Genomic DNA, 25,106 nt, shown 5'->3' with positions numbered 1-25,106 from the left:
GTGGCGTCCGGGCCGGTACGACGTCTACTGCTGCAGCTCGCCCAGGGTGACGTTCGCCGTCTGCTCCCGGCCATCGCGGATGTAAGTCAGCTCCGCCTTGCTCCCGGCGGCCAGCGCCCGCACCTGGGCGGTCAGGTCGACCTGATCGGTGATGGCGACCCCGTTGAACTTCGTGACGATGTCGCCGTTGCGCAGGCCCGCCGACGCTGCAGCGCCGCCAGAGGTCACCTCGTTGATCAGCGCGCCCGCACGGGTCGCCCCGGGCGCGGCCGCGGCGTCACCGACGGTCGCGCCGAGGAGACCATGGGTGGCCGAGCCGTCGTCGATGATCTCGTTCGCGACGCGCTCGGCGACCGTCGACGGGATCGCGAAACCGACGCCGATGGAGCCGGCCTCGGTCGAGGTCCCGCCGGCACTCGCGATGGCGACGTTGATGCCGATCAGACGGCCCTTCCCGTCGACGAGAGCGCCACCGGAATTGCCCGGGTTGATGGCCGCGTCGGTCTGGATGACCGAGATCGCGATCGAGGACTTCGGCTGCGAAGGCGTCTGCTGCCCTTGGCCGAAGTCGAACTCGAACGGTGTCCGCCCGCCGGGCGTCTCGTCCTGCGGCGTTCCCCCTTCGGAATCGGGCGCTGCCGACGATGCGATCTGGATCGAGCGGTTCAGCGCGCTGACGATTCCCGTCGTCACCGTGTTCGACAGCCCCAGCGGTGCACCCACGGCCACCGTCTGGTCGCCGACGTTCAGCTTGCTCGAGTCCGCGAACTCGATGGGGGTGAGTCCGGAGGCGTCGGTCAGCTTGATGACCGCGAGGTCGTAGGTCGGATCGGTTCCCACGATCGTCGCCGCGTAGACCCGACCGTCCGAGGTGGTGACCGAGAGCTTCGGGTCGCCGGTGGCGCCGTCGAGGGTCACCACGTGGGTGTTGGTGAGCACGTAGCCGTCGTCACTCAGGATGACACCGGAGCCGGTGCCGCCCGAGGTGCCCGACGAGGCGGAGATGGTCACGACGCTCGGCAGCACCTTCGTGGCGATCGCCGTCGTCGCGTTGACGGAATCCGGGTTGTTGACGGTGATCGACGACGGACCCGCGCTCTGCGACGCGGGCGCCGCGACGAAAGACGAGCCCACCGCAGCTGCTCCCCCGACGCCCGCCGCGCCGCCGACCAGGGCGGCGGCCACGAGGATGGCCGCGATCTTCCCACCGCCGACCCTGCTGCGGTCGTGCTGCTCGGGGGCGGCGGTCGCCGTGAAGGACTGGCCGAAGGCGGGTGCGCCGCCCTGCGGCGCGTGCTGGCCATAGGGCTGCGTCGGCTGGGTGTGGAACGCCGAGCCGGAGTCTGCCGGCGCGCCGGGCAGCGGCGGGCGCGGCGGGATGGTCGCGTCTGCGCGCGGCGCCGCTGCCGCGTCAGGTGCCGACACGGGCGAGGTACGGGCGTGGTCGGCAGGCTGCTCGGCGTCGCGTCGCGCGTCGGGAGTGCGGTCGTCGGGGAAGTTCTGGTCGCTCATCGAGGTTGCTCCTTTGTCCAAGCAAGAACAGGTTGCCGCTCGATGCTGTGGTTTGCCTATGCCGAGGATGGGACACGCCTATGCGTGTAGCGTGAACCGGATGCACGAGGTTCCCGGCGCCTGGCGCCGCGCCGCACGCGGCGCCGGTCTGCTCACCGACGAAGGCTCGCCCGTACCCACCATCTTCGCCGAGATGACGGCACTCGCCGCCCGAACCGGCGCGATCAACCTGGGTCAGGGCTTCCCCGACGAGGACGGTCCGACCGAGGTTCTCGAAGCCGCTCGCGCAGCGATCGCGGACGGACGCAATCAGTATCCGCCGGGACGCGGCGAACCGGAGCTGCTCGGCGCGATCGCCGATCACCAGTCGCGCTGGTACGGCATCACGCTCGACCCCGGAACGCAGGTGCTCGTGACCGCCGGCGCGACGGAAGCACTCGCAGCCACCGTGCTGGCGCTCGTCGATGGACCGGACGACGAGGTCGTCGTGTTCGAGCCGTACTACGACGCGTACGCGGCCCTGGTCGCGCTCTCCGGCGCGCGACTGGTGGGCGTGCCGCTGCGGTGGCCCGACTTCCAGCCAGACCTCGGTGAGCTCGCCGCCGCCGTCACCGACCGTACGCGCATCATCCTGGTCAACGATCCGCACAATCCGACCGGAACCGTCTTCACACGCGAGACGATCGACGAGATCGTTCGCCTCGCGCATCGACACGACGCGGTGATCGTCACGGACGAGGTGTATGAGCACCTCACGTTCGACGCGCCGCACGTCCCGATAGCAACCGTTCCGGGCGCGGCCGAACGCACGCTGTCGATCTCGTCTGCGGGCAAGACCTTCTCAGTGACGGGCTGGAAGGTCGGATGGGTGACGGGGCCCGACGAGCTCGTCAGCGCCGTGCTGGCGGTCAAGCAGTGGCTCACCTATGTCAACGCCGGCCCATTCCAGCCCGCCGTCGCAGCCGGGCTGCGCCTCCCCGACGACGTCTTCGTCGGCATCTCCGATCGCCTGCGTGCGGGCCGTGACCTCTTGGGCGCGGGGCTGCGCGCAGCCGGCTTCGCCGTGTCGACACCGGCGGGTTCGTACTTCACGGTCGCGGACGCCGCTCCCCTGGGAGCTTCCGACGCCGATACGTTCTGCCGCGAGCTGCCCGCTCGAGCGGGCGTCGTCGCGATCCCGCTCACGGCCTTCGCGTCGCCCGCGCACCGGCCGGAGTACGCCACCCTCGTGCGATTCGCCGCGTGCAAGCGGCCCGACGTCCTTGCCGAGGCGTCAGCTCGGCTCGCCGGCGCCTTCTGATCGAGGCACGACAGCGAACCTGCGCAGCCGCAGGGCGGGATTGACCCGCCGCACGCGCTCGATGGCATGGGCTTCGACGTGTGCGACCGCGATATCGCTCGACGTCCCGACCGCGGCGATCTCCACCCCCTGCGGATCGAAGACGCCGGAGTTTCCCACGCCGAGGGGCGGCGGATGGTCAGCCGCTGCGACGAAGAGCGTGTTCTCGATGGCGCGCGCTCGCAGGAGGGTGTTCCACTGCAACTCCTTGAGCGGACCGCGCACCCACTGAGCGGGCACGAGGACGACGTGCGCTCCGGTGTCGGCGAGCACACGGGCGACCTCGGGAAAGCGCAGGTCGTAACACGTCATGAGCGCGAAGCGGACGCCGCCCACGTCGAAGGTCTCCGGCGACGTGATCTCCCCCGGCTCGACCCAATCGGATTCGCGCTGCCCGAAGGCGTCGTACAGGTGCAGCTTGCGATACGACGCCACCAGACCCTCGGGCCCGACCGCCACGACGGTGTTCCGCACGCGTTCTGCATCCGAAGCCCGCTCGAGGAGGCCTGCGACGATGTGAACGCCGTGACGGCGAGCCAACTCGTGCAGCCCCCGGACGAACGAGCCCTCGAGGTCCTGCGCGTTCTCTCGCAGCGTCTCGTCGAACGGGTCGACGAAATAGCTCGAATACTCGGGGAACAGGATCACCTCGGCACCGCGCGAGGTCGCGCGCTCGACGAAGTCGGCGACGACGCGGAGGTTGTCGCCGACGTCGGCGGCGGGCGCGAACTGGGCGACGGCGAGTGCGGTCAACGGTCCTCCGAACGGCGGTGGCGATGCGTGAGCGGCGAGCCTGGCAGGTGACGTCGTCACCGGCCGATGATCGGCGTCGCCGGGCCCATGCCGCCATCCTCCCCGTGACGGGCACACGACGGCAACACGTGTGGCCGCGGATCCGGCCCGACACGCCCGGGGATGCGCGCAGAACCGTCCCGATTGGACGACCTCCTGAGCCCGTGCTAGTGTTAACTCTTGTGCCGCGGGGTGGAGCAGCTCGGTAGCTCGCTGGGCTCATAACCCAGAGGTCGCAGGTTCAAATCCTGTCCCCGCAACAGAAAACGAAGGCCCCGTCGAAAGACGGGGCCTTCGTTGTATGCGCCCGCCGCCCCGAAGCGGCGCCGAGCCGTGATCAATCGTGCGGGGCGATCAGTCGGCGAGCATCGCGTCGCTCATACCGTCGAGGAACCGTGCAACCGTCGCGAGCTCGTCCGGACTGAACGGTTCCATCGCCTCACGCATGCGCGTCAGCCGCGTGGCGAAGTGGCGGCCAAAATCCTGGCGCGACGACTCGGTGAGGGTGATCACCAGCGCGCGCCGGTCTTTCGGATGCGGCGCGCGTTCGATGAATCCCTCTTTCGACAGGCGATCGAGCATCTTGGTCGTCGAGGCGCTCGAGATGCCCAGGTGCCGTGCGAGGTCATGGGGCTTCACCAGCTCGCCGCGCTGTTCGCGGATGCTCAGCATGCGCAGCGCCGAGAGGTCGGTGGCGTTCATGTCCATGTCGGATCGGAGCCCCGTGTGCATCCGATCCATCGCGTCGCTGAACGCTCGCACCGCCAGCAGAGCCGACCGCTCTACACGACTTCTCCCCAGATCGGCATTCGGGTCAGCCATGTGGACACCACCTCTCGAGCCTGGTTATCATCGGCTCAAACGCTAGTTAAGCTAGCAAAACGCCATACTAATGGCACGCCCAGGATGGTGACCATGATCTCTCTGCCCGACGACAGCAAAGCCGCTGTCGATCGCGCACTCGATCAGGTCCTCACCCGACTCACCGAGCGAGCGATCCCGCACGGTTCGTCCGCGCTCGCTCTCATCCGCGCGGCCTCTGCGGCGACGTCCGGGGGCAAGCGCTTCCGCCCCGCGCTCGTAATCGCAGCCTTCGACGCGTTCGGAGGCGACCGCTCGAGCGCTCCGGGCCTGTGGGACGTCGCCGCCGCGTTCGAGCTGCTCCACAGCGCGTTCGTGATCCACGACGACCTCATCGATCGAGACGTCGAGCGGCGCGGCGTCCCCAATGTCGGCGGCACCTTCCGCTCGCACGCCCGCTCGCTCGGCGTCAGCGTCGACGACGCCGAACGCGTCGGCGACGCGGCGGCCGTTCTCGCCGGCGACATCCTGCTCTACGAGGCGGCCCGCCTCGTCGCCACCGCCGACGTCACCCCCGATCAGCGGGTCGGACTGTTCGATCTCCTCGACGACGCCGTGCTCGTGTCCGCGATCGGCGAGCTCGCCGATGTCGAGCAGGCGGTCGTGCCCACCGAGCCCGAGACCGCGCAGCTGTTGAGCACGGCGCACGACAAGACCGCGGTGTACTCGTTCTGCGCACCCCTCGCCGCCGGCGCCGTCCTCGCTTCCGCCGACGAGGGCGATCGGGCCGTGCTGTTGTCGGTCGGCGCGGACCTCGGCCTGGCGTTCCAACTCGTCGACGACCTCATCGGCACCTTCGGTGATGAGGCACAGGCGGGCCGGGGCGCAGGTGCCGATCTGCGCGAAGCCAAGCGGACACCGCTCATCTCCTTCGCCCGGGAGTCCGCATCCTGGCCCCAGGTCTCGTCCGCGCTCGCGATGGCGCCGACCGGTCCGATCGCGGTGCAGGCCGCGCAGCGCGAGCTCGACGCGAGCGGCGCCCGCGAGCAGCTCGTCACCCTCATCGGCCAGACGCTCGCGTCGGTGCGGCGCCGGGCAACCGAACTGCCGCCCGACGCCCACGCCCTCATCGAGCAACTCGCCGAAGGCATCGAAGGACGGATCCCGTGACCCCCGATCACTCCGCTATCGCGCTGTACGACCGGACGGCGCGCGATGCGGCCGCCGTGGTCATCTCCGCGTACTCGACCTCGTTCGGACTCGCAGCCCGTCTGCTGGGGCCGCGAGTGCGTCCCCACGTGCGGAACATCTACGCCCTCGTCCGGATCGCCGACGAGATCGTCGACGGCTCGGCTGAACAGGCGGGGATGCCGCTGCCAGCTCAACGACGCATTCTCGACGCGCTCGAGGAGGAGACGCTCGTGGCGGTCGACGAAGGCTTCAGCGCCAATCTCATCGTCCACGCCTTCGCCTCCACCGCGCGGGAGTGCGGGATCGGCGCCGACCTGGTGCGCCCGTTCTTCGCATCGATGCGCACCGATCTCGAGGTGAGTTCGCACGATGCCGGCTCGCATGACTCGTACGTCTACGGTTCGGCGGAGGTCGTGGGGCTGATGTGCCTCCAGACCTTCGTCAACGCCGGCGGTTCGCATCCGCGTCCCGCCGATCCCGCCCTCGTCGACGGCGCGCGCCGTCTCGGCGCCGCCTTTCAGGACGTGAACTTCTTGCGCGATCTCCCCCACGACGTCGGATCCCTCGGGCGCGACTACCTCGGCGTCGAGGGCGGCGCAGGCACGTCATCACGCGCCGAGGTCCTGGACCGCATCGACGCCGACCTCGACGCGGCGGGCGCGATCATCCCCCGGCTGCCCGCGGACTGCCGCCGGGCGGTCACCGCTGCTCACGACCTCTTCACGGCGCTCTCCCGTCGCCTGCGGCGCGCCGGCGAGACCGACCAGCGGGTTCGCGTGCCCAACGCCGTCAAGCTCGGGCTCGCCGCCCGCGCGACCGTGGGTGCCGCTCCCCTGCGAGCGGGCGCATGAGCCGCCGGGCACGCTCGCACACGGCATCGCAGGGATCGCGCGCCGTCGTGATCGGCGGCGGCATCGCCGGGCTCTCGACGGCCGCACTGCTGGCCGACGAGGGATACACGGTGACCGTCATCGAGGCGCGCGAGGACACGGGCGGTCGCGCCGGCTCCTGGGAGCGCGACGGCTTCCGGTTCGACACCGGACCGAGCTGGTACCTCATGCCCGAAGTCTTCGAGCATTTCTTCGCACTCCTCGGAACGTCTGCGGCGGCCGAACTCGATCTGGTTCCCCTCGCGCCCGCCTACCGCGTGTACGCCGAACCCGAGGGCGACGGCGCCGGCGAACACATCGACGTCGTGTCCGGCCGCGCCGAGGCCGCCGCGCTGTTCGAGAGTCGCGAGCCGGGCGCGGGAGCACGCCTCGACGAGTACCTCGACTCGGCCGCCGACGCCTACGACCTGGCCGTGTCGAAGTTCCTCTACGACACTTACGCCACGTCGGAGGGCCTCCGCGACCCCGACATCCTGAAGCGGGTCCCGACCCTCGCCCCGCTGCTCACCCGGTCGTTGAACCGGTTCGTCGAGAGCCGCTTCAACGACCCCGTGCTCCGCCAGGTTCTGGGGTACCCCGCGGTCTTCCTCGGCTCCTCGCCCTACGACGTGCCGAGCCTTTACCACCTGATGAGTCACCTCGATCTCGACGACGCGGTCCTGTACCCCCGGGGCGGCTTCACGGAGGTCATCGCCGCCATCGAGCGCCTGGCCCGTCAGCGCGGGGTCGAGGTGCGCACCGGAACGGCGGTCTCGCAGATCCTCACGGCCGCCGACGGCACGGCGACCGGCGTCCGCCTCGCCGACACCACCGAGATCCCGGCCGACGTCGTGGTCTCGACGGCCGACCTGCACCACACCGAGACGGTGCTCTTGCCGCCCGAACGGCAGTCGTACCCGGAGCGCTGGTGGCGCAAGCGCACGCCGAGCTTCGGTGCACTGCTGATCCTCCTCGGCGTCGACGGCGAACTCCCCGAGCTCTCGCACCACACGCTGCTCTTCACGCGGGGCTGGCGCGAGAACTTCGATGCGATCGCGGGCCGCGACACCCACATCCCGGATCCCGCCTCGCTGTATGTCTGCCGGCCGAGCGCGACCGACGACACCGTCGCACCGGACGGCTCGGAGAATCTGTTCGTCCTCGTCCCGATCCCCGCCGACCCCGGGCTCGGGCGCGGCGGCATCGACGGCGGAGGCGACGCCGCGATCGAAGCGGCGGCGGATCGCGCCATCGCGCAGATCGCGCAGTGGACGGGCGCGACCGATCTCGCTTCCCGAGTGCGTGTGCGGCGGACGATCGCTCCGGCGGACTTCGCCCGCGATCTCGGCGCGTGGCGGGGGAACTCCCTCGGGCTGGCGCACACGCTGACGCAGAGCGCGCTGTTCCGACCGGGAAACGCGTCGAAGAAGGTTCCCGGCCTCTACTACGCCGGCTCGTCCGTTCTGCCCGGCATCGGCCTGCCGATGTGCCTGATCTCGGCGGAGCTCGTCGTCAAGCGTCTGCGAGGCGACACGACAGCCGGACCGCTGCCCGAGCCCACGACGCCCGCCGGTTGATCGTTGCCGGGCCTGTACCTGATCGCCCTGCTCGTGTCGCTGTGCGGCGTCGGGCTGCTCGATCGGCGGTTCCGGCTCGCGTTCTGGCGCGACCGACGGCGAACCATCGTCGCCGCGCTGGCGGGCACGGTGTTCTTCCTCGTCTGGGACGCGGTGGGGATCGCGACGGGCGTCTTCGTCAAGGGCGGCAGCGCGTCACTGCTGGGCATCGACCTCGCCCCGCACCTTCCGCTCGAAGAGCCGGTCTTCCTGCTCTTCCTCAGCTACCTGGCGCTCGTGGCGTACGGCGGCGCCAGACGGTGGCACGAGGAACGTCGAACGGATGCAGCGCCGTGACCTACCCGATCATCGTCATTCCCTTCGTCATCGTGACGATCGTCGTGACGGCGGCCTCAGCCCGTCGTCCGCGATTCGCCGCGCGCATGGCCTGGTCGGCGGTAGCCGCCGTCGTGCTCATCCTGCTGACGGCCGTCTTCGATAACGTGATGATCGCCGCAGGGCTGTTCACCTACCCGGAGGAGCACCTCAGCGGCATCCGAATCGGCCTGGCACCGCTCGAGGACTTCGCGTACCCGTTGTGCGCGGCCTTCCTGGTGCCGGCCGTCGCAACTCTCCTGGAGAAGCCGAACCGATGACCGCCCCCGCGCTCGCACGTCAACTCCTCATCGCCTCGCGCCCGGTGAGCTGGATCAACACCGCGTATCCGTTCGCCGCGGCCTATCTGCTCACCACGCGCCAGATCGACGCGACGCTGATCATCGGCACCCTCTTCTTCCTCGTGCCCTACAACCTCGCGATGTACGGCATCAACGACGTCTTCGACTACGAGTCCGACCTGAGGAATCCTCGGAAGGGCGGAGCGCACGGCGCGATCCTGGATCGCGGCGCGCACCGGGCGACCCTGTGGGCTGCGGGCCTGTCGTGTCTGCCCTTCGTGGCATACCTCGTCCTCACCGGGTCGCCGCTGTCGTGGCTCGTCCTCGCGGCGAGCCTCTTCTTCGTCGTCTTCTACAGCGCTCCCCCATTGCGCCTCAAAGAGCGCCCCTTCGCCGACTCGGTGACGAGCAGCATCCACTTCTTCTCGCCTGCGGTGTACGGGCTCGTGCTGGCGGGGGCTACCTGGACCTGGCAGCTCACCGTCATCGTGCTGGCATTCGCCGCATGGGGCGTCGCCTCGCACGCCTTCGGCGCCGTCCAGGACGTCGGCGCAGACCGCGAAGCGGGAATCGCCTCCCTCGCGACCGTCCGCGGCGCACGCTGGACCGTGCGGTTCGCGCTCGCCTGCTACGTCCTGGCGGGGGTGCTCATGCTCGCCACCGAGTGGCCCGGTCCTCTTGCGGCCCTCGTCGTGATCCCGTACCTCATCACCCTCTGGCCGTTCCGGAACATCACCGACGACACCTGCGAGCGGGCCACCGCCGGCTGGGACCGGTTCCTCTGGCTCAATCAGCTCGGCGGATTCATCGTCACGCTGCTGCTCATCTGGTGGTGGCTGATCACGTCGTGATCGGCCACCCCGACGCCCGTCCCGATTCGATCAGGCCGCCGGATTCGTGGCGTTCGCCGTCTCGATGATGCGGCTCGCGCGGATCGGGTGCCCCTGGGTGGTCAGGCAGCGTCCGGTAGCGAGATCCCATTTCCAGTCGTGGAGCGAGCAGGTGAGCACACCGTCCTCGATCTTCCCGGTCTTCGTCAGATCTGCGCGCAGGTGCGGGCAGCGTCGCTGCACGGTCCAATCGCCGAGCTCGGCATCCTCGGTCTGGTCCGACTGCTCGGCGTACCAGTTCTCGACGTACTCGATGCGGTCACGCGACAGGCACTTGAGGAACGTGGTGAGGAACTCGTTGAACTTGCCGCTGCGACCGACCTCGAACTGCATCGACAGGAAGATCGAGTTCGACCAGTCGATCTCGTGGTCTCGGATGTTCGTCGACACGAGGTCGGCGGGGATCGTGTACCAGTAGATGCACTCCTCCCCGGCGTACTCGCGCACCTTCGCCTTGGGGAAGTCGACGACCATGTCGAGCTCGCCGATGCGGAACCGAACCATCCCGCCCACACCGTTGCGGATCGTCCGCGCACGCCGCAGGAGCGGCTCCCACCACTGCTTGATCGCGGCGAGCATCTCGTCCGGCGGCAGCACCGCGGCGCGGCGCTCGACCTCGGCGCGCACCTCGTCCTGGCGGCTGTCGCGCTGCTCGGCGAGGTAGCTCCATTTGTCGGCGAAGATGCGCTCGATCTCGGCATCCGTGTAGAGCGTCTGGGTGATCTCGAGAGCGCCGTGATTCAGGTCCACCTGTGTTCCGGGAACGAACAGGTACCCGTTCTGGTCGGGCCGCTCTTCCTTCATGTGCGCCAGGAACTGCGCCTGATCCGTGAAGATCGAGTCGTTCTGCTCACCCCAGCCGTTGTAGCGGAAGAGCTCCTCGCGCAGGAACATCGGGGGCCCGGCCATCGGGAACACGTGAGGCGCGTCGACCTTGTCGATGTAGTACATCGCGCGCTTGTTCTGCGCGTCGCGCTTGAGCTGAGCGAAGTTCTGCTTCGCGTCCTGGGGCAGGTCGTAGACCATCGGCCACCAGATGGCCCCGGAGACCTGCGTGAAGTAGGCGTCGGGCTTGCCGAACGACATCAGCTTGTCGAGGTCGAGCGGGTGCGAGTCGTTCTGGTTCAGCACCGAGGCGGTGCCGTCGTCGACAGACAGCGACGAGTCGCCGATCGGACCGTCGCTCGGTGCCCGGAGCGGGGTGACCATGAGCGTGAGATCGCCGAACTCGAGGGGCACACCGGCCTGGGTGTAGATGATGTTGTCGTATCCCAGATCGCGAAGATCGCGTTCGAGGTCGTCGGTCGGGTACTCGGGCAGCAGCACACGGATGTCGGTCGGCACGTGCGCGCGCAACAGAGCCGGGTCGAAGTGATCACGGTGCCGGTGCGAGATGTAGAGGAAGTCGGCGCGCCCGAAACGTTCCCAGTCGAGTCCGCGGTTGTCGGGGAAAGGGAACCACGAGCCGAAGAAGCTCGGTCCGACGACCGGGTCGCAGAGGATGCTGCCCCCTGCCGTCTCGATGAACATTCCCGCGTGTCCCAGGCCTGTGATGCGCATGACGATGACCTCCTGTTGCGACTGGTCGAGTCTACGTGAGGCCCCGCCGACGACCGGCCGCTGCGGGCCGTGTCAGTTCGTCTGCGGGCTGGTCCGCGCTTCACGCGAGCAGCTGGCGGATGTCGTCCGCCGTCAAGGCGTTCGAGAACGCGCCGTCCGCGTCGAGCACGGCACTGATGAGGCGCGCCTTGCGCCGCTGCAGCTCGACCACCTTCTCCTCGATCGTGCCGGCGGCGATGAGCCGGTAGACGGTGACCGGGCGGTCCTGACCGATGCGATGCGTCCGGTCGATCGCCTGCTGCTCGGCCGCAGGGTTCCACCACGGGTCGAGGAGGAAGACGTAGTCCGCTTCCGTGAGCGTCAGCCCGACACCACCGGCCTTGAGGCTGATGAGGAACACGGGGTCCTGTCCACGGCGGAAGGCTTCGACGACATCGGCACGGCGGGTGGTCGAGCCGTCGAGCCGCACGACGCCGACACCGTGCGCCCGCAGATCGTCCTCCACGGTGTCGAGGAACGAGGTGAACTGGCTGAACACGAGAGCACGATGACCCTCAGCGATGACCTCATCGAGGCGGCCTCGGAGCGCGTCGAGCTTGCTCGGGACGATTCCCGGCCCGCCGACATCCACGAGCGCTGGCGCCAATGCGAGCATCCTCAGCAGTGTCAGCGAGCGGAAGACGATGAATCGCTGGCTGTCGAGGTCATCGAGCAGCCCCAGCACCTTCCGCCGCTCCCGTTGCAGCACACGCTCGTATACCGCGCGGTGCCCGCTGGACAGCTCGACGCGCACGTCCTGCTCCTGCCGCGGTGGGAGATCGGCTGCGACGACGTCCTTCGTGCGCCGCAGCAGGAACGGCTGCACACGACGCCGGAGCCGCGCGAGACGGCGTTCTCGGGCGGCGCCGCCTTCGGCGTTCTCGTCGACGCGTCCGTGCTCGATCGGCTTCACGTACTCCTCGCGGAAGCGGCGCGCGGACGGGAACAGCCCCGGGCTCGTCAGCGACAGGATCGACCAGAGATCGGTGAGGCCGTTCTCGAGCGGGGTTCCGGTCGCGGCGAAGATGACGTCCGCCTGGAGGCCGAGCACCGCGCGGTGCACGCGGGTGCGGGGGTTCTTCACATACTGTGCCTCGTCCAGCACGACCGTCGACCAGCGATGGGCGGCGTACGACGCGGCGTCCAGCCGCAGGAGCGCATACGACGTCACGACGACGTCGGTCTCCGCCCCCGACCATTGCGCTCCCACCTGCTCGACGACGGCGATCCGCAGGCCGGGAGCGTGACGTGCCGCTTCGTCGCGCCACGCCGATACCACCGAGGTCGGCGCGACCACGAGCGCCGGATGGGTCTCGCCGCGCTCCCGCTCGCGCTCGAGCAGCGCCAGCAGCTGAAGGGTCTTCCCGAGGCCCATGTCGTCGGCGAGGATGCCGCCCAGCCGGGCGTCGCGAAGTGCCGCGAGCCACGCAAACCCCTCGCGCTGATAGGGACGGAGCGTCGTGGTGATGCCCGCCGGTGGAGGCGGCTGAGCATGGCGACCGCCTACCGATTCGTCCGCGCGCAGACGATCGAGAGCGGCGCGCCAGCGGACCGCGGGCTCGGCCTCGTCGGCGAGGTCCTCGAAGTCCGACCAGAGCTGCAGCTGGTAGCGACTCACCCGCGTGCCGCCGGTGTCCCACTCGACGAGGTCGCGCGAGTCCTCGATGAGCTCTCGGAGACGGTCCAGCGCCGGGTGCGACAGCGAGAAGTAGGCGCCGTCCGAGAGCAGCATCTTCTTCCGCCGCTGCGCGAGTGCGGTGAACAATGGCCGGAACGGCACGCGGCGCCCCTCGACCTCGACGTGCACGCCGAGCTCGAACCAGTCGGCGTCGCTCGTCTCGACCGTACGCACACGGATGCGGGGATCGCCGGAGAGCTCGCGATACGAACGCGCCACGCCCGAGGTCTCGACGCGGACCCCATCCACCGTCTGGAGCACCGGCAGGACCTCGTTCGTGAACTCGGCGGCGTCGATGCCGCTCCGGGTTCCCCCGGGCGAGAAGGGGCGTTCGGTCGCCCTGGCCCAGGCCGCCTCGAGCGACGTCCGCAACTCGGCGTCAGCCGACGAGGAGCCCGCCGCGCTCTCCCAGGGCACACGACCGACCCCCGGCACCTGCCAGACGATCGTGTAGGCCAGCTCGTCGCGCGGACGCTGATCGACCGTGACGACCACGGTCGTACGCGCGGGCGCCGGCAGCCGCACCCCGGGCCCGGCTGCCACGACCCCCTCCCGCGCAAGCTGCGGGTAGGCCTCACGGAGGAAGTCGTCGCGCTCCGCCGCCGGCACGGCGACCGGGCTCCCTGCGGCCAGCAGAGAACGCACCCCGGGTCCGACGCCCGCCTGCGCGAACACGACGCGGAGCGAATCGCCCGCCTGATCGATCCCGTAGACCCCGACGTGGCCGATGGGGCGTGCATGCGCCGCGGCGTCGCCGTCGTCGAAGCGCACGACGGGTGTGAGCAGCAAGCCGCCGTCGGGGGCCCCCTCGACGCGCACCTCGACCGAGGCCGAATCACCGAGCCTGACATCCTGGTCGGGCCGCGTCGCCACGATCGGGATGCCGAGCTGCGCCGCGGAACGCAAGTGAGGCCAGAGCAACTCCGAGTCGGCGCCGTCGATCGTCAACCAGTCCGAGTCGCCGTATCCGCCGAGGAGTCGTGCGTCGTGAGCGATGCCGTAGAGGGTCGAGAACCATCGCGCCCGGGACGGGTCGACACGCCAGGCGCCGCGCCGCAGCGATTCCCAGGTCTCGTCGCCCTGCACCCATCGCCCGCTCGCCCCGCTCCGCGACAGCGGGCGGGCGGCGAGTCGGAGCTCGCCGTCGGACGTCGCGACGCTGCGCGCCGTGGCCGGAAGCACGCGCCGCGGGCCCCAATGAGCCGCCGAGGCGCTCTCTCGTTGCCGCAGCTGCAGGCCGAGCGCGACGGTGTTCTCACCGGTCGCCGCTGGCAGCAGAACCGTACGCCACGACGGCGTCGCCCTCACGGTCACGGATTCGGCCTCATCCGAGGATCCTCGCGCGTACCTCCGACGTCGATCAGCCGAGTCGCGCGACCCGGCCGAGCACGCCGTGGACGAAGGCGCTCGAACCGTCGGTCGAGAACTCCTTCGCCAGCTCGACGGCCTCGTCGATCGCGACCGCGGGGGGAACCGCGTCGTTGTACACGATCTCCCAGACGCCCAGTCGCAGGATCGCCCGATCGACGGCCGGCATCCGCGCCAGCGACCAATCCTTCGCGAACGTGGTGATCTGCTCGTCGATCTCGTCGCGGTTGTCGATGACACCGTCGATGATCTCGCGGGCGTAGAGCCACGATGCCTCGCGCGCGGGCTCGAGCGCCGCACGCTTCGCCTCGGCGGCGAGGGTCACGCCGAGGTCGTCGCCGCGGATGTCGGACTGGTAGAGGATGTCGAGGGCGCGCTTGCGCGCCTTGGAGCGAGCGCTCATCGGACGAGGACCGGCGTCAGTTCACGCGGCCGAGGTAGTCACCCGTGCGGGTGTCGACCTTGACCTTCGTGCCCTGCTCGACGAACAGCGGAACCTGGATCTCGTACCCGGTCTCGACTGTCGCGGACTTCGTGCCGGCCGACGAGCGATCGCCCTGCAGGCCGGGCTCGGTGTACGTGATCTCGAGCACGACAGAAGCGGGGAGCTCGATGTAGAGCGGGTTGCCGTTGTTCAGCGCGATCTGCACCTGCTGGTTCTCGAGCAGGTAGTTCTTGGCGTCGCCGACGGTGGCGGCGGGAACCGTGATCTGGTCGTAGTCGTCGACGTCCATGAAGACGAAGTTGTCGCCGTCGTTGTAGAGGTAGGTGAAATCGCGGCGGTCGACGTTCTCGATCTCGATCTTCGCGCCTGCGTTGTAGGTGCGGTCGACGGTCTTGCCCGACACGACGTTCTTCAGCTTCGTGCGCACGAACGCGCCACCCTTGCCGGGCTTGACGTGCTGGAACTCGATGACGTTCCAAAGCTGACCGTCGATGCTGAGGACGACGCCGTTCTTGATGTCTGCGGTCGATGCCATGAGTGTGGAGTTCCGTTCGTGTGGTCGGGCGGCCGACGGGCCGAGGATCGATTCTACGCGAGGATGTCGAGCAGCTGTCGCGTCGCGCGCGCGTATCCGGCGACGCCTTCGCCGATGACATGCACGGCGGCGACGTCGGCGACATAGGAGTGGTGCCGGAAGCTCTCGCGCTGGGAGACATCGGAGATGTGGACCTCGGCCACCGGCAGCGCGACTCCCGCGAGGGCGTCGCGAAGGACGACGGAGGTGTGTGTGAGACCACCGGGGTTGATGATGATGCCCGCACAGTCCGTACGAGCCTCGTGAATGGCGTCGATGAGAACGCCCTCGTGGTTGCTCTGCACGCAGCGCACCTCGACACCGCGCTCGGCCGCTGTCTCGGCCACGAGCGCCTCGACGTCAGCGAGCGTCTCGCGGCCGTAGATCTCCGGCTCGCGGATGCCGAGCAGGTTCAGGTTCGGCCCGTTGACGAGCAGCAGGCGTCGGGGGGTGTTCACGCGCCCACCCTACCGATGACCGGCAGGATCAGGCCCCGACCTCCTGGTACGCGGCGAAGAGAAGCGACTCGTCGGGCGCCTGCAGCACCGTGGGCTTCGCGATGTCGTCGAGCACGATGAACCGCAGCATCGAGCCGCGCGTCTTCTTGTCGCGTTGCATCGTTGCCAGCAGCTGGCGCCACGCACCCGCGCGGTACGACGTGGGCAGCCCGAGGGTCTCGAGGATGTCGCGGTGGCGCTGGGCTGCGGCATCCGGGAGCCGGCCCGCCAGCCGCGAGAGCTCGGCGGCGAACATCATCCCCACGGACACCGCCGCGCCGTGGCGCCACTGGTACCGCTCGGCGTGTTCGATCGCGTGCCCGAGCGTGTGTCCGTAATTGAGCACTTCACGAAGGCCCGCCTCGCGCAGGTCCTCCCCCACGACCTTCGCCTTCATGTCGATGGCGAGCTCGATGCTGCGCCGGAACGCATCGCTGTGCGGGTCGACCGCCGCCTCGGGATCGGCCTCGATGAGGTCGAGGATCTCGGGGTGCCAGATGAAGCCGGCCTTCACGACCTCCGCGAACCCGGCGACGCGCTCGTTGCGCGAAAGCCCGTCGAGCAGGTCGAGGTCGCAGACGACCGCGACGGGGGGCCAGAAAGCCCCCACCAGGTTCTTGCCCTCCGCGGTGTTGATGCCCGTCTTACCGCCGACGGCCGCATCGACCATGCCGAGCACCGTCGTGGGAACCTGCACGACGGCGATGCCCCGCAACCACGTCGCGGCGACGAAACCGGCGAGGTCGGTCACGGCACCGCCGCCGAATCCGACGACGGCGTCCGTCCGGGTGAAGTCGGCCTGGCCCATGACCTGCCAGCAGAACGCCGCGACCTCGACGCGCTTGCCCTGCTCGGCGTCGGGGATCTCGGCGAGCAGCACCTGGCGGTCTGCGCCCAGCATCTCGCGCAGACGCTCTGCCTGCGCCGACAGCGTCGGGGGGTGAACGATGAGCACCTTGCGGGCGGTCTCGGGCAGAGCCGAGCCGACGAGCGGGAGGATGCCGCGCCCGATGGTGACGTCGTAGGGCGAGGCGCCCCCGACGGCGATGACGGTGGTGTCTGTCATGACGTCTCCTCCTGAGCCCACGCCGCGATGGCGTCGACGATGTCCTGGATCCGGCCGGTGGATGTGTCGAATCGCGCGTCGGCGAGCTGTCCGTAGAGCTCGCGACGGCTCTCGGCGACCTCGCGCCAGCGACCCACCGGGTCGTCGCCCTGCAGCAGCGGGCGCGTGGTCCCGGCGAGGCGGGACGCGATCGTCTGTTCCGACACGGTCAGCAGCACCACGCGGTGCGAGGCCAGGTCGGCTCGGGTGTCGGCATGCAGCACCGCGCCGCCGCCGAGCGCGACGACGCCGCCGCGACCGAGGGCTTCGACGACCGCACGTCTCTCGAGCTCGCGGAAGTGGTGCTCGCCGTGTGCCGCGAAGAGCTGCTCGATCGGGCCGTGGTCGCGGACGACGAGGCTGTCGCTGTCGGTGAACGTCGTCCCGAGCACGCGCGCCAGCTTCTTTCCGATGCTCGACTTGCCCGCGCCCATCGGTCCGATCAGGACGATCGCCGGGGCTGTCATCCGATCGCGTCGTCGCTGAATGCCGCCGAGCGAAGCGTCTCGGGGATCGCCGCGAGGTATCCCTCGAGGTTGCGACGCGTCTCGGCGACGTTGTCGCCACCGAACTTCTCGAGCACCGACTCGGCGAGCACGATGGCGACCATCGCCTCGGCGACGACGCCCGCCGCCGGCACGGCGCAGACGTCGGAGCGCTGGTGGTGCGCCGTCGCAGAGTCACCCGAGGCGACGTCGACGGTGCGCAGGGCCTTGGGCACGGTCGCGATCGGCTTCATACCGGCCCGGACACGCAGGACGGTACCGGTGGACATCCCGCCTTCGGTGCCGCCCGCCTTGTCGCTGGAACGAGCGATTCCCGCATCGGTCGCGAACAGTTCGTCATGCGCCGCAGAGCCGCGACGACGCGTGGTCTCGAACCCGTCACCGACCTCGACGCCCTTGATCGCCTGGATGCCCATCAGCGCCTGCGCGAGCTTCGCATCGAGACGGCGGTCCCACTGCACGTGCGAACCGAGCCCGGGCGGGAGCCCGTATGCGAGGACCTCGACGATGCCGCCGAGCGTGTCGCCGTCCTTCTTGGCAGCGTCGACCTCGGCAACCATCGCCGCAGACGTGTCGGCGTGGAAGCACCGCAGCGGATCGGCGTCGAGGGCGTCGACGTCGTCGGGGCTCGGCAGGGGCGCGCCGTCGGGCACCCGGACCGGGCCGATGGAGAGGGTGTGGCTGACGAGGCGGATCCCGAGCTCGCCGAGGAACGAGCGGGCGACGGCACCGAGAGCCACCCGCGCGGCGGTCTCGCGAGCGCTCGCACGCTCGAGGATCGGGCGGGCCTCGTCGAAGCCGTACTTCTGCATGCCGACGAGGTCGGCGTGGCCCGGACGGGGGCGCGTCAGGGCGGCGCCGCGTCCGCGCGAGCGCTCGGTGAGCTCGACGGGCTCGGGGCTCATCACCTCGACCCACTTGGGCCACTCGGTGTTCCCGATGCGCAGCGCGATCGGGCTGCCGAGGCTGAAGCCGTGACGCACGCCCGTCGAGATCGTGAGCTCGTCCTCCTCGAACTTCATGCGCGAACCGCGGCCGTAGCCGAGCTTGCGCCGAGCGAGGTCGGCTTGGATGGCGGCACGCGATACGGGCACGCCGGCGGGAAGACCCTCCATGAGGGCGACGAGTTCGGGGCCGTGCGATTCGCCGGCCGTGAGCACGCGGAGCATTCGTCTATCCTCCCACGAGCGCCCGGCGCATGACGGCGACGACGCCCTCCTCGCCGGGCAGCGGTTCGTCAGGCGATCCCGTCGCGAAGATGCGGATCTGCAGCACCGCCTGGTGGAGCAGCATGGTCGCCCCGGCGTGAGCGGGCCGGCCGGCCGCCAGCCACGCGTGTCCGAGCGCAGTCGGCCAGTTGCCGTAGACGACGTCGTACAGCGTGCCGCCGACGGCCGCGAGACGCGCCGAGACGGCATCCGTGACCGGTGCGTCTCCAGGCAGCGTCGACACGGTCAGCTCGACGTCGCCCGCGGGAGCGTCCAGCGGCGACACCGTCGCGTCGATGCCACGGCTCGCCGCGAGCGCCAGCAGAGGGGCCGCCGCGGCGGGTCTGCGCGCGGCGATGTCGACGCGATCGACGCCGATGCGCTCGAGGGCGAGGAGCGCCGAGGTCGCCGTCGCCCCCGCGCCGACGATGCGCGCCCGTGCCGCGCCCGCGAGACCGATCTCGGTGAGCGCGGCCGCCAGGCCGCCGACATCCGTGTTGAAGGCCGCCCACCCGTCGCCGGAGCGCACAAGCGTATTCGCCGCACCGGTCGCACTCGCCGCGGCATCCCGTCGGCGACCCGCGTTGTGCGCGAGGGTCTTCAGCGGCATCGTCAGCGAGAGTCCGTGCACCTCGGAGTCGAGCGCGGCCAGCTCGCGTGCGAACGACGACTCGTCGACCCGACGTCGCCCGTACGTCCACGGCAAGCCGAGCCGGTCGTAGGCCGCGGCGTGGAGCAGCGGCGACAGACTGTGCTCGATCGGCGAGCCCCACACCTCGAAACGACGACGCGGGCGCGCCGAAAGGTCAGCAGCCCCGGTTGTCATTCGCGTCGCACCACGCGTGCCACTGGTCGATGCCCGCCTGGTGCTCTTCGTACGTCGCCGAGAAGATCGTCTCGCCGGTGTCCATGTTCCACGTGACGAAGTAAAGCCACGGGCCCTCGGCGGGATGCATGGCCGCATCGATCGCCTTGTCGCCGGGATTCGCGATCGGTCCGGCCGGCAGGCCCTCCCGGACGTAGGTGTTCCAGGCGTTGTCATCTTCCAGAGCCGCTGCGGACGAGCTCGCCGTGCCGTCGTGCATCTCGTCGTACCCGTACTGCGCCGTGGAGTCCATCTGCAGACGCATGCCGTCGGTCAGGCGGTTCGCGATGACGCGCGACACCTTGTAGAAGTCGTCCGACAGCCGTGCCTCGCGCTGGATGATGGATGCCGTCGTGAGGATCTCCTCACGACGATCCTCCGGTACCCCCGCGGCGTTGAGGGACTCGACCGTACGGTCGACCATCGTGCGCACGATGTCGGCGGCGGACAGGCCGGGGTCGAACTGATAGGTCGCCGGGAACAGCCAGCCCTCGAGCGTGTCGGCGGCGACACCGTAGGCGGCAGGATCGGCGACGGCGGCGGTGAAGTCCTCGACCGGCATCCCCGTTCCCTGCGCGAGCACCTCGACGGTCTGATCCATCGTCAGCCCCTCGCGCAGCTGCGCTGCGTTCTGGCGCTTGCTCGTCGGATCGAGGATGAGGGCGAGGGCGGCCTCAGAGGTCATCCGCTGCTGCAGCGCATAGACGCCGGGTTGGAAGGTGGGGTTCTGAGCCGTCGCGATCAGGTGATCGTAGAACGCCGTCGGAGTCTTGGTGACGCCCTGGTCGAAGAGCGTCTGCGAGATCGTCGAGCCGGTGTCGCCGCCGACGACGGTCACGAGCACCTCGCCCGTCGCCTCGCCGGGCTCGAAGTCTTTCGGCTCCTCCCAGCCCATCACCGACCGGATCTGCGGCTCGTAGGTGTTCCAGACCCATGCTGCGCCCACACCGATGCCCCCGACGATCGCCAGGATCACGACGAGCACGACCCACTTGGCGATGCGGCTCTTCTTCCGATCGCGGTCGTGCCGGCTGGGCACCGCGCCGACCTCGTGCGTGCTGACCTCACCCGTGAACAGGGCGTCGAGTGTACCGACAGCAGGCGCAGCGGCCCGCGGCGCCTGCTGGTGCGTCGGCTGCTCGCCCTGAGCCTGATCGCGGGACGCCGGAGCGTGCGCCGATGCACGGTGCTCAGCGGCGGAGGCCGGCGCGTACTCGAGACGCGAGGCGTCACGGGAAGGCGCTGCACCACCCGGCGCGGATGCCGTGCTCTGGGCGGCCGCGCGCGCTGCCCGTCGGCTCGTCGGGACGCCGGTGTCGTGCGGCGGGCGGTCAGTCATGTCAGGGGTGCTCCTGCGAGGGTGCGACGGAAGCGCCGGGCGGGTTACCGGTGCTCTTCTCGACGTCGAGTGCCTGCTGGAGGAGCACTACGGCGGCGACCTGGTCAACAATGCTACGAGATGATCGCTGGGATCGGCCCGAACCGCGCAATGCGCTGTGCGCGCTGACGGTGCTCAGCCGCTCGTCGACCAGGCGCACGGAGTGGCCGGCAGCGGCTAGGGCCTCGGCGAAGCCGCGCGCATCGGCCGTCGACGCCGTCTCCCGTCCGCTGAGCGCGACCGGCAGCCCGACAACGAGCTCGACCGCCTCGTACTCAGCCGCAAGGGCGGCGATACGGGCGAGATCGCCCTCGCCACGCGGCACCGTCTCGACCGGCACCGCCAGCAGACCGTCCCGGTCGCACCGCGCGACGCCGATACGAGCGGTGCCGACATCGACGCCGATACGGACGCCGGGCCGGAATCCGCTCACAAGCCACTCGCCGCGTCGCGGACGGCGCGGAGCGCCGCCGGGAGCGCTGCAGCGTCCGTCCCGCCGCCCTGCGCCACATCGTCGCGTCCACCGCCGCCGCCACCGAGAGCGGATGCCGCAGCCTTCGCCAGGACGCCGGCCTTGGCGCCGGCGGCGCGCGCGGCCTCATTGGCGGCGACCACGACGACGGGTCGCTCGCCGACGACGGCACCCAGTGCGACGATCGCCGCGGTGTCGGCTCCGAGCCGGTCGCGCACCTGCAACGCCAGGGTGCGCGCATCGTCGGCGGATCCCGCGGATCCCAGCGACTCGGCGACGATCTGGAACGGTCCCGCGGGCGAGGCCGTCGCCACGAGCTGCGGCAGCCGGTCGGCGAGGGCGCGTGCCTCGAACTGGGCGATCCGCTTCTCCGCGGCCTTGAGGCTCGCGGCGAGCTCAGCGACACGGGCCGCGAGCTGATCGCGCGGCGTCTTCAACGACGTCGTGAGCTGCGAGACGATCGCGCGCTCGGCTGCCAGCTCGCGGAAGGCATCCTGCCCGACCAGCGCCTCGACGCGGCGGTTCGAGGCGCCGACCGACGACTCGCCGATGAGGTTGATGAGGCCGACCTCAGCGCTGGACGACACGTGGGTGCCGGCGCAGAGCTCGCGCGACCAGGGACCCCCGATGTCGACCATGCGGACGGTTTCGCCGTACTTCTCGCCGAAGAGCGCCATGGCTCCGGCGGCCTTCGCCTCGTCGAGCGACATGATCCGCGTTGTGACCTCGAGGTTGTCACGGACAGCGTTGTTGGCGATCTCCTCGATCTCGGTGCGGGTCTCGGGCGAGAGCGCCTGACCCCACGAGAAGTCGAACCGCAGGTAGCCGGCACGGTTCAGCGAGCCGGCCTGCGTCGCGCTCTTGCCGAGCGTGTCGCGCAGGGCAGCGTGCACGAGGTGCGTGGCGGAGTGAGCCTGCTGCGCCGCCCGCCGGTTCGCGGCATCCACCACCGTCGTCGCGGATTCGCCTACCGCCACCTCGCCAGTCGTGACCTCGACGGTGTGGCTGACGAGCCCGGGGACCGGCTTCTGCACGTCGAGGACTTCGAGCTCGTAGCCCGGGCCCACGATGACGCCCTTGTCGGCGACCTGGCCGCCAGACTCGGCGTACAGGGCCGTCTCGGCGAGGATCACCTCGGCGATCTGCCCCTGCGCGGCGCGGTCGACCGAGACGCCGCCGACCAGGATGCCGAGCACGCGCGAGCCCGTCTCCAGCTCGGTGTAGCCGGTGAAGACCGTCTCGCCCTGCGCGCGGAAATCGCGGTACACGCTCGTGTCGGCGAGCTGTCCCTTGCGGGAACGCGCGTCCGCCTTGGCGCGCTCTCGCTGTTCCTGCATCAGCGAGTCGAAAGCGCCGCGGTCGACGCTGAGTCCCGCCTCCTCGACGATCTCGAGAGTCAGATCGATGGGGAATCCGTAGGTATCGTGCAGGAGGAACGCCTGCGCGCCGCTCAGCTTGCCTTCGCCGGCCTTCTTTGCCTGCTCGACCGACTCGTCGAGCAGCTCCGAGCCCGCGGCGAGCGTGCGCAGGAACGTCGCCTCCTCGGCGAGGGCGTACTGCGACAGTCGCGCATAGTCGGTCTCGACGATCGGGTACGCCTCCCGCATCGCGTCGCGCGACGCGGCGAACAGCTCCGCGAAGCTCGGACCTTCGACGCCGAGCAGACGCATCGAGCGGATGGCACGGCGCATCAGACGGCGCAGGATGTACCCTCGCCCGTCGTTCGACGGGGTGACCCCGTCGGAGAGCAGCATGAGCGAGGAGCGCACGTGATCGGCGATGACACGGAAGAGCACGTCGTCGTCGTGGTTGGCGCCGTAGGTCTTGCCCGAGAGCTCGACGGCCTTATCGAGCACCGGACGGACCTGGTCGGTCTCGTACATGTTGTCGACGCCCTGCTTGATGAAGGCGACCCGCTCGAGCCCCATGCCGGTGTCGATGTTCTTGTTCGGCAGCTCGCCGACGATCGTGAAGTCGTACTTCGAGCGGACATCGGCGATCTCGAACTGCATGAAGACGAGGTTCCAGATCTCGACGTAGCGGTCGTCGTCGGTGGCCGGGCCGCCGTCGATCCCGTACGCGGGACCACGGTCGAAGAAGATCTCGGAACACGGGCCGGCGGGACCCGGCAGGCCGGTGCTCCAGTAGTTGGTGTCCTTACCGAGGCGCTGGATGCGCTCTTCGGGCAACGTGGAGTGCTTCAGCCACAGCTCGCGAGCCTCGTCGTCCTCCTCGTAGACGGTCACCCACAGGTCCTTCGGATCGAACCCGAGGCCGCCCTCCGCCTCGGGGCTCGTCAGCAGCTCCCAGGCGAACGAGATGGCGCCCTCCTTGAAGTAGTCGCCGAACGACCAGTTGCCCAGCATCTGGAAGAAGGTGCCGTGGCGAGGGGTCTTGCCGACCTCCTCGATGTCGTTGGTGCGGATGCACTTCTGCACATCGGCCGCGCGCGAGTACGGCGCGGGCACATCGCCCGACAGGTACGGGATGAAGGGGACCATGCCGGCCACGGTGAACAGCAGCGCGGGGTCTTCGGTGACGAGCGATGCGGAGGGCACGATCGTGTGCCCCTTCTTCTCGAAGTAGTCCAGGTAACGCTGGGCGATCTCGGCGGTCTTCATCGGGTTCCTTCGGCAGGCAGGCATCGGCGTCGCGCCCAGGGCGCGACGCCGCGATCGGGTCGGGTGTCAGTGTGAGGAGTCGGCGGCGTTCTTGGCCTTCGCGACGGCGTCACGGGCCGCGTCCGCGACGTCGGAGGCGGCGTCGGCAGCCGAGTCGAGAGCGTCGGAGGCTGCGCCCTTGACGTCCGCCGCGAGGCCCTCGATGCGGGCCTCCTGCTCGCGGTAAGCGTCGCCGATGCGATCGGCGAACTCGGAGATCCGCGCATCGACCTCGGCGAGCATCTCGTGACCGCGCGGATCCTTGTTGACCACGTGCGCAGCGACGAAACCGCCGGCGACGCCCAAAACGAACCACAGCGCGTTCTTCATGGGAACCATGTTAGGTGCAAAGCATGAAGGGCGCCGGGAGAACCCGACGCCCTTCATGGCGATGCTGGAAGTCAGCGAGCCGTGCGACTCAGCGCGCGGCGTAGTACTCGACGACGAGCTGCACGTCACAGGTGACAGGCACCTCGGCGCGCTTGGGGCGACGCACGAGGCGCGCCTGCAGCTTGTCGAGCTCGACCTCGAGGTAGCCCGGGACCGGGGGCAGGACGTCGGCGTGACCGCCGGCGGCTGCGACCTGGAACGGCTCGAGCGACTCGCTCTTCTCCTTGACGTGGATGAGCTGGCCCGGCTTGACGCGGAACGACGGGCGGTCCACGAGCTGGCCGTCGACGAGGATGTGGCGGTGCACGACCAGCTGGCGGGCCTGGGCGGTCGTGCGGGCGAAGCCGGCGCGGACGACGAGCGCGTCCAGACGCATCTCGAGCAGCTCGACCAGGTTCTCACCGGTCAGGCCATCCTTGCGACGGGCCTCGTTGAAGGTGTTGCGCATCTGCTTCTCGCGGATGCCGTACTGCTCGCGCAGACGCTGCTTCTCACGCAGACGCACGGCGTAGTCGCTGTCGGCCTTGCGCTTGGTGCGGCCGTGCTCACCCGGAGCGTAGGGACGCTTCTCGAGGTAGCGGGCGGCCTTCGGGGTCAGCGCGACGCCGAGGGCGCGAGACAGGCGGACCTTGCGGCGGTCCTGAGACTTCGTGGTCACGAAGCTCTCCTTCCGATGACGTGGTCGCGACGTTCACGACTCACGGACGTATCTCCGCCTCCTCGCCCGTCTCGGA

24 protein-coding genes and 1 tRNA gene are annotated in these 25,106 nt (G+C 69.7%); 8 read left to right on the top strand and 17 right to left on the bottom strand.

What is annotated here, in order from left to right:
• Positions 1 to 24: 24 nt before the first annotated feature.
• Positions 25 to 1,512, bottom strand: coding sequence for a S1C family serine protease (locus tag QUC20_RS06905; protein ID WP_120262802.1), 1,488 nt, complete (start codon positions 1,510 to 1,512; stop codon positions 25 to 27).
• Positions 1,513 to 1,612: 100 nt separating this feature from the next.
• Here QUC20_RS06905 and QUC20_RS06900 point away from each other — a divergent pair, with 100 nt between their 5' ends.
• Entirely contained in the window at positions 1,613 to 2,812 is a 1,200-nt protein-coding gene (locus QUC20_RS06900; RefSeq protein WP_289331319.1) for an aminotransferase class I/II-fold pyridoxal phosphate-dependent enzyme, read from the top strand.
• On the opposite strand, the gene QUC20_RS06895 is transcribed toward QUC20_RS06900, so the two are convergent.
• The gene (locus tag QUC20_RS06895) at positions 2,786 to 3,604 is read right to left on the bottom strand and encodes a carbon-nitrogen hydrolase family protein (RefSeq protein ID WP_120262804.1); all 819 of its coding nucleotides are present in this window, start codon (positions 3,602 to 3,604) and stop codon (positions 2,786 to 2,788) included. The two genes, QUC20_RS06900 and QUC20_RS06895, sit on opposite strands and share 27 nt — an antisense overlap.
• A 225-nt stretch (positions 3,605 to 3,829) precedes the next feature.
• Here QUC20_RS06895 and QUC20_RS06890 point away from each other — a divergent pair.
• Positions 3,830 to 3,903, top strand: a tRNA-Met gene (locus QUC20_RS06890).
• Between the two features lie 94 nt (positions 3,904 to 3,997).
• Here QUC20_RS06890 and QUC20_RS06885 read toward each other — a convergent pair.
• Positions 3,998 to 4,465 (bottom strand): MarR family winged helix-turn-helix transcriptional regulator, encoded by a 468-nt coding sequence (locus QUC20_RS06885; protein ID WP_120262805.1) that lies wholly within the window; start codon positions 4,463 to 4,465, stop codon positions 3,998 to 4,000.
• 93 nt (positions 4,466 to 4,558) lie between these two features.
• On the opposite strand from QUC20_RS06885, the gene QUC20_RS06880 reads away from it, so the two are divergent.
• The 6 genes from QUC20_RS06880 to QUC20_RS06855 are packed head-to-tail and all read left to right on the top strand — an operon-like array spanning position 4,559 to position 9,588.
• Positions 4,559 to 5,614 carry a polyprenyl synthetase family protein gene (locus tag QUC20_RS06880; protein WP_289331318.1) on the top strand — a complete coding sequence of 352 codons (1,056 nt, stop codon included), beginning with the start codon at positions 4,559 to 4,561 and terminating at the stop codon, positions 5,612 to 5,614.
• Entirely contained in the window at positions 5,611 to 6,486 is an 876-nt protein-coding gene (locus tag QUC20_RS06875; protein WP_289331317.1) for a phytoene/squalene synthase family protein, read from the top strand. Before QUC20_RS06880 ends, QUC20_RS06875 begins: the two co-directional genes overlap by 4 nt.
• Positions 6,483 to 8,081, top strand: coding sequence for a phytoene desaturase family protein (crtI, locus tag QUC20_RS06870; RefSeq protein WP_289331316.1), 1,599 nt, complete (start codon positions 6,483 to 6,485; stop codon positions 8,079 to 8,081). Before QUC20_RS06875 ends, crtI begins: the two co-directional genes overlap by 4 nt.
• Before the next feature lie 3 nt (positions 8,082 to 8,084).
• Positions 8,085 to 8,417, top strand: coding sequence for a lycopene cyclase domain-containing protein (locus QUC20_RS06865; RefSeq protein ID WP_120262809.1), 333 nt, complete (start codon positions 8,085 to 8,087; stop codon positions 8,415 to 8,417).
• Positions 8,414 to 8,716: a lycopene cyclase domain-containing protein gene (locus QUC20_RS06860; RefSeq protein WP_120262810.1), complete on the top strand. Its 303-nt coding sequence runs from the start codon at positions 8,414 to 8,416 to the stop codon at positions 8,714 to 8,716. The genes QUC20_RS06865 and QUC20_RS06860 overlap by 4 nt, the downstream gene beginning before the upstream one ends.
• Positions 8,713 to 9,588 carry a prenyltransferase gene (locus QUC20_RS06855; protein ID WP_289331315.1) on the top strand — a complete coding sequence of 292 codons (876 nt, stop codon included), beginning with the start codon at positions 8,713 to 8,715 and terminating at the stop codon, positions 9,586 to 9,588. Before QUC20_RS06860 ends, QUC20_RS06855 begins: the two co-directional genes overlap by 4 nt.
• Before the next feature lie 30 nt (positions 9,589 to 9,618).
• Here the strand turns inward: QUC20_RS06855 and QUC20_RS06850 are convergent, their stop codons facing one another.
• The 14 genes from QUC20_RS06850 to rpsD all read right to left on the bottom strand — a co-directional run bounded on the left by QUC20_RS06850 (position 9,619) and on the right by rpsD (position 25,030).
• A complete protein-coding gene (locus tag QUC20_RS06850; protein WP_120262812.1) occupies positions 9,619 to 11,187 on the bottom strand; it encodes a Rieske 2Fe-2S domain-containing protein in 1,569 nt (522 codons plus the stop codon).
• A gap of 100 nt (positions 11,188 to 11,287) precedes the next feature.
• On the bottom strand, positions 11,288 to 14,218 hold the full coding sequence (locus QUC20_RS06845; RefSeq protein WP_289331314.1) for a DEAD/DEAH box helicase: 2,931 nt from the start codon (positions 14,216 to 14,218) through the stop codon (positions 11,288 to 11,290).
• A gap of 46 nt (positions 14,219 to 14,264) precedes the next feature.
• Complete coding sequence (gene nusB / locus QUC20_RS06840) at positions 14,265 to 14,675, bottom strand: transcription antitermination factor NusB (RefSeq protein WP_120262813.1); 411 nt, start codon at positions 14,673 to 14,675, stop codon at positions 14,265 to 14,267.
• 16 nt (positions 14,676 to 14,691) lie between these two features.
• Positions 14,692 to 15,252 carry an elongation factor P gene (gene efp / locus QUC20_RS06835; RefSeq protein WP_112614292.1) on the bottom strand — a complete coding sequence of 187 codons (561 nt, stop codon included), beginning with the start codon at positions 15,250 to 15,252 and terminating at the stop codon, positions 14,692 to 14,694.
• 53 nt (positions 15,253 to 15,305) lie between these two features.
• Entirely contained in the window at positions 15,306 to 15,749 is a 444-nt protein-coding gene (aroQ, locus tag QUC20_RS06830; protein WP_289331313.1) for a type II 3-dehydroquinate dehydratase, read from the bottom strand.
• Between the two features lie 28 nt (positions 15,750 to 15,777).
• Positions 15,778 to 16,854 (bottom strand): 3-dehydroquinate synthase, encoded by a 1,077-nt coding sequence (aroB, locus tag QUC20_RS06825; protein ID WP_120262815.1) that lies wholly within the window; start codon positions 16,852 to 16,854, stop codon positions 15,778 to 15,780.
• Entirely contained in the window at positions 16,851 to 17,360 is a 510-nt protein-coding gene (locus QUC20_RS06820; protein ID WP_289331312.1) for a shikimate kinase, read from the bottom strand. Before QUC20_RS06820 ends, aroB begins: the two co-directional genes overlap by 4 nt.
• Positions 17,357 to 18,568, bottom strand: coding sequence for a chorismate synthase (gene aroC / locus QUC20_RS06815; protein ID WP_120262817.1), 1,212 nt, complete (start codon positions 18,566 to 18,568; stop codon positions 17,357 to 17,359). Before aroC ends, QUC20_RS06820 begins: the two co-directional genes overlap by 4 nt.
• Before the next feature lie 4 nt (positions 18,569 to 18,572).
• A complete protein-coding gene (locus tag QUC20_RS06810; protein ID WP_289331311.1) occupies positions 18,573 to 19,433 on the bottom strand; it encodes a shikimate dehydrogenase family protein in 861 nt (286 codons plus the stop codon).
• Positions 19,414 to 20,811: an endolytic transglycosylase MltG gene (gene mltG, locus QUC20_RS06805; RefSeq protein ID WP_289331310.1), complete on the bottom strand. Its 1,398-nt coding sequence runs from the start codon at positions 20,809 to 20,811 to the stop codon at positions 19,414 to 19,416. The genes QUC20_RS06810 and mltG overlap by 20 nt, the downstream gene beginning before the upstream one ends.
• Position 20,812: 1 nt before the next feature.
• A complete protein-coding gene (gene ruvX / locus QUC20_RS06800; protein ID WP_120262820.1) occupies positions 20,813 to 21,283 on the bottom strand; it encodes a Holliday junction resolvase RuvX in 471 nt (156 codons plus the stop codon).
• Positions 21,280 to 23,943, bottom strand: coding sequence for an alanine--tRNA ligase (gene alaS, locus QUC20_RS06795; protein ID WP_289331309.1), 2,664 nt, complete (start codon positions 23,941 to 23,943; stop codon positions 21,280 to 21,282). The genes ruvX and alaS overlap by 4 nt, the downstream gene beginning before the upstream one ends.
• Positions 23,944 to 24,009: 66 nt before the next feature.
• On the bottom strand, positions 24,010 to 24,312 hold the full coding sequence (locus QUC20_RS06790; RefSeq protein WP_120262822.1) for an ATPase: 303 nt from the start codon (positions 24,310 to 24,312) through the stop codon (positions 24,010 to 24,012).
• Positions 24,313 to 24,400: 88 nt separating this feature from the next.
• Complete coding sequence (gene rpsD / locus QUC20_RS06785; RefSeq protein ID WP_120262823.1) at positions 24,401 to 25,030, bottom strand: 30S ribosomal protein S4; 630 nt, start codon at positions 25,028 to 25,030, stop codon at positions 24,401 to 24,403.
• Between the last annotated feature and the right edge of the window lie 76 nt (positions 25,031 to 25,106).

Source organism: Microbacterium arborescens (genome assembly GCF_030369635.1).
Classification (GTDB): Bacteria; Actinomycetota; Actinomycetes; order Actinomycetales; family Microbacteriaceae; genus Microbacterium.
Note: the sequence above shows the minus strand (reverse complement) of the source record. Positions and strands in the feature narration are given on the sequence as shown.

Excerpts from the sequence above, each read along its gene's own strand:
- QUC20_RS06850 (WP_120262812.1), bottom strand. The coding sequence starts at position 11,187 with ATGCGCATCACAGGCCTGGGACACGCGGGAATGTTCATCGAGACGGCA.
- QUC20_RS06790 (WP_120262822.1), bottom strand. The coding sequence starts at position 24,312 with ATGAAGAACGCGCTGTGGTTCGTTTTGGGCGTCGCCGGCGGTTTCGTC.
- nusB (WP_120262813.1), bottom strand. The coding sequence starts at position 14,675 with ATGAGCGCTCGCTCCAAGGCGCGCAAGCGCGCCCTCGACATCCTCTAC.
- QUC20_RS06855 (WP_289331315.1), top strand. The coding sequence starts at position 8,713 with ATGACCGCCCCCGCGCTCGCACGTCAACTCCTCATCGCCTCGCGCCCG.
- efp (WP_112614292.1), bottom strand. The coding sequence starts at position 15,252 with ATGGCATCGACCGCAGACATCAAGAACGGCGTCGTCCTCAGCATCGAC.
- QUC20_RS06905 (WP_120262802.1), bottom strand. The coding sequence starts at position 1,512 with ATGAGCGACCAGAACTTCCCCGACGACCGCACTCCCGACGCGCGACGC.
- mltG (WP_289331310.1), bottom strand. The coding sequence starts at position 20,811 with ATGACTGACCGCCCGCCGCACGACACCGGCGTCCCGACGAGCCGACGG.
- QUC20_RS06885 (WP_120262805.1), bottom strand. The coding sequence starts at position 4,465 with ATGGCTGACCCGAATGCCGATCTGGGGAGAAGTCGTGTAGAGCGGTCG.
- alaS (WP_289331309.1), bottom strand. The coding sequence starts at position 23,943 with ATGAAGACCGCCGAGATCGCCCAGCGTTACCTGGACTACTTCGAGAAG.
- QUC20_RS06810 (WP_289331311.1), bottom strand. The coding sequence starts at position 19,433 with ATGACAACCGGGGCTGCTGACCTTTCGGCGCGCCCGCGTCGTCGTTTC.
- QUC20_RS06900 (WP_289331319.1), top strand. The coding sequence starts at position 1,613 with ATGCACGAGGTTCCCGGCGCCTGGCGCCGCGCCGCACGCGGCGCCGGT.
- QUC20_RS06880 (WP_289331318.1), top strand. The coding sequence starts at position 4,559 with ATGATCTCTCTGCCCGACGACAGCAAAGCCGCTGTCGATCGCGCACTC.
- aroB (WP_120262815.1), bottom strand. The coding sequence starts at position 16,854 with ATGACAGACACCACCGTCATCGCCGTCGGGGGCGCCTCGCCCTACGAC.
- QUC20_RS06820 (WP_289331312.1), bottom strand. The coding sequence starts at position 17,360 with ATGACAGCCCCGGCGATCGTCCTGATCGGACCGATGGGCGCGGGCAAG.
- aroC (WP_120262817.1), bottom strand. The coding sequence starts at position 18,568 with ATGCTCCGCGTGCTCACGGCCGGCGAATCGCACGGCCCCGAACTCGTC.
- crtI (WP_289331316.1), top strand. The coding sequence starts at position 6,483 with ATGAGCCGCCGGGCACGCTCGCACACGGCATCGCAGGGATCGCGCGCC.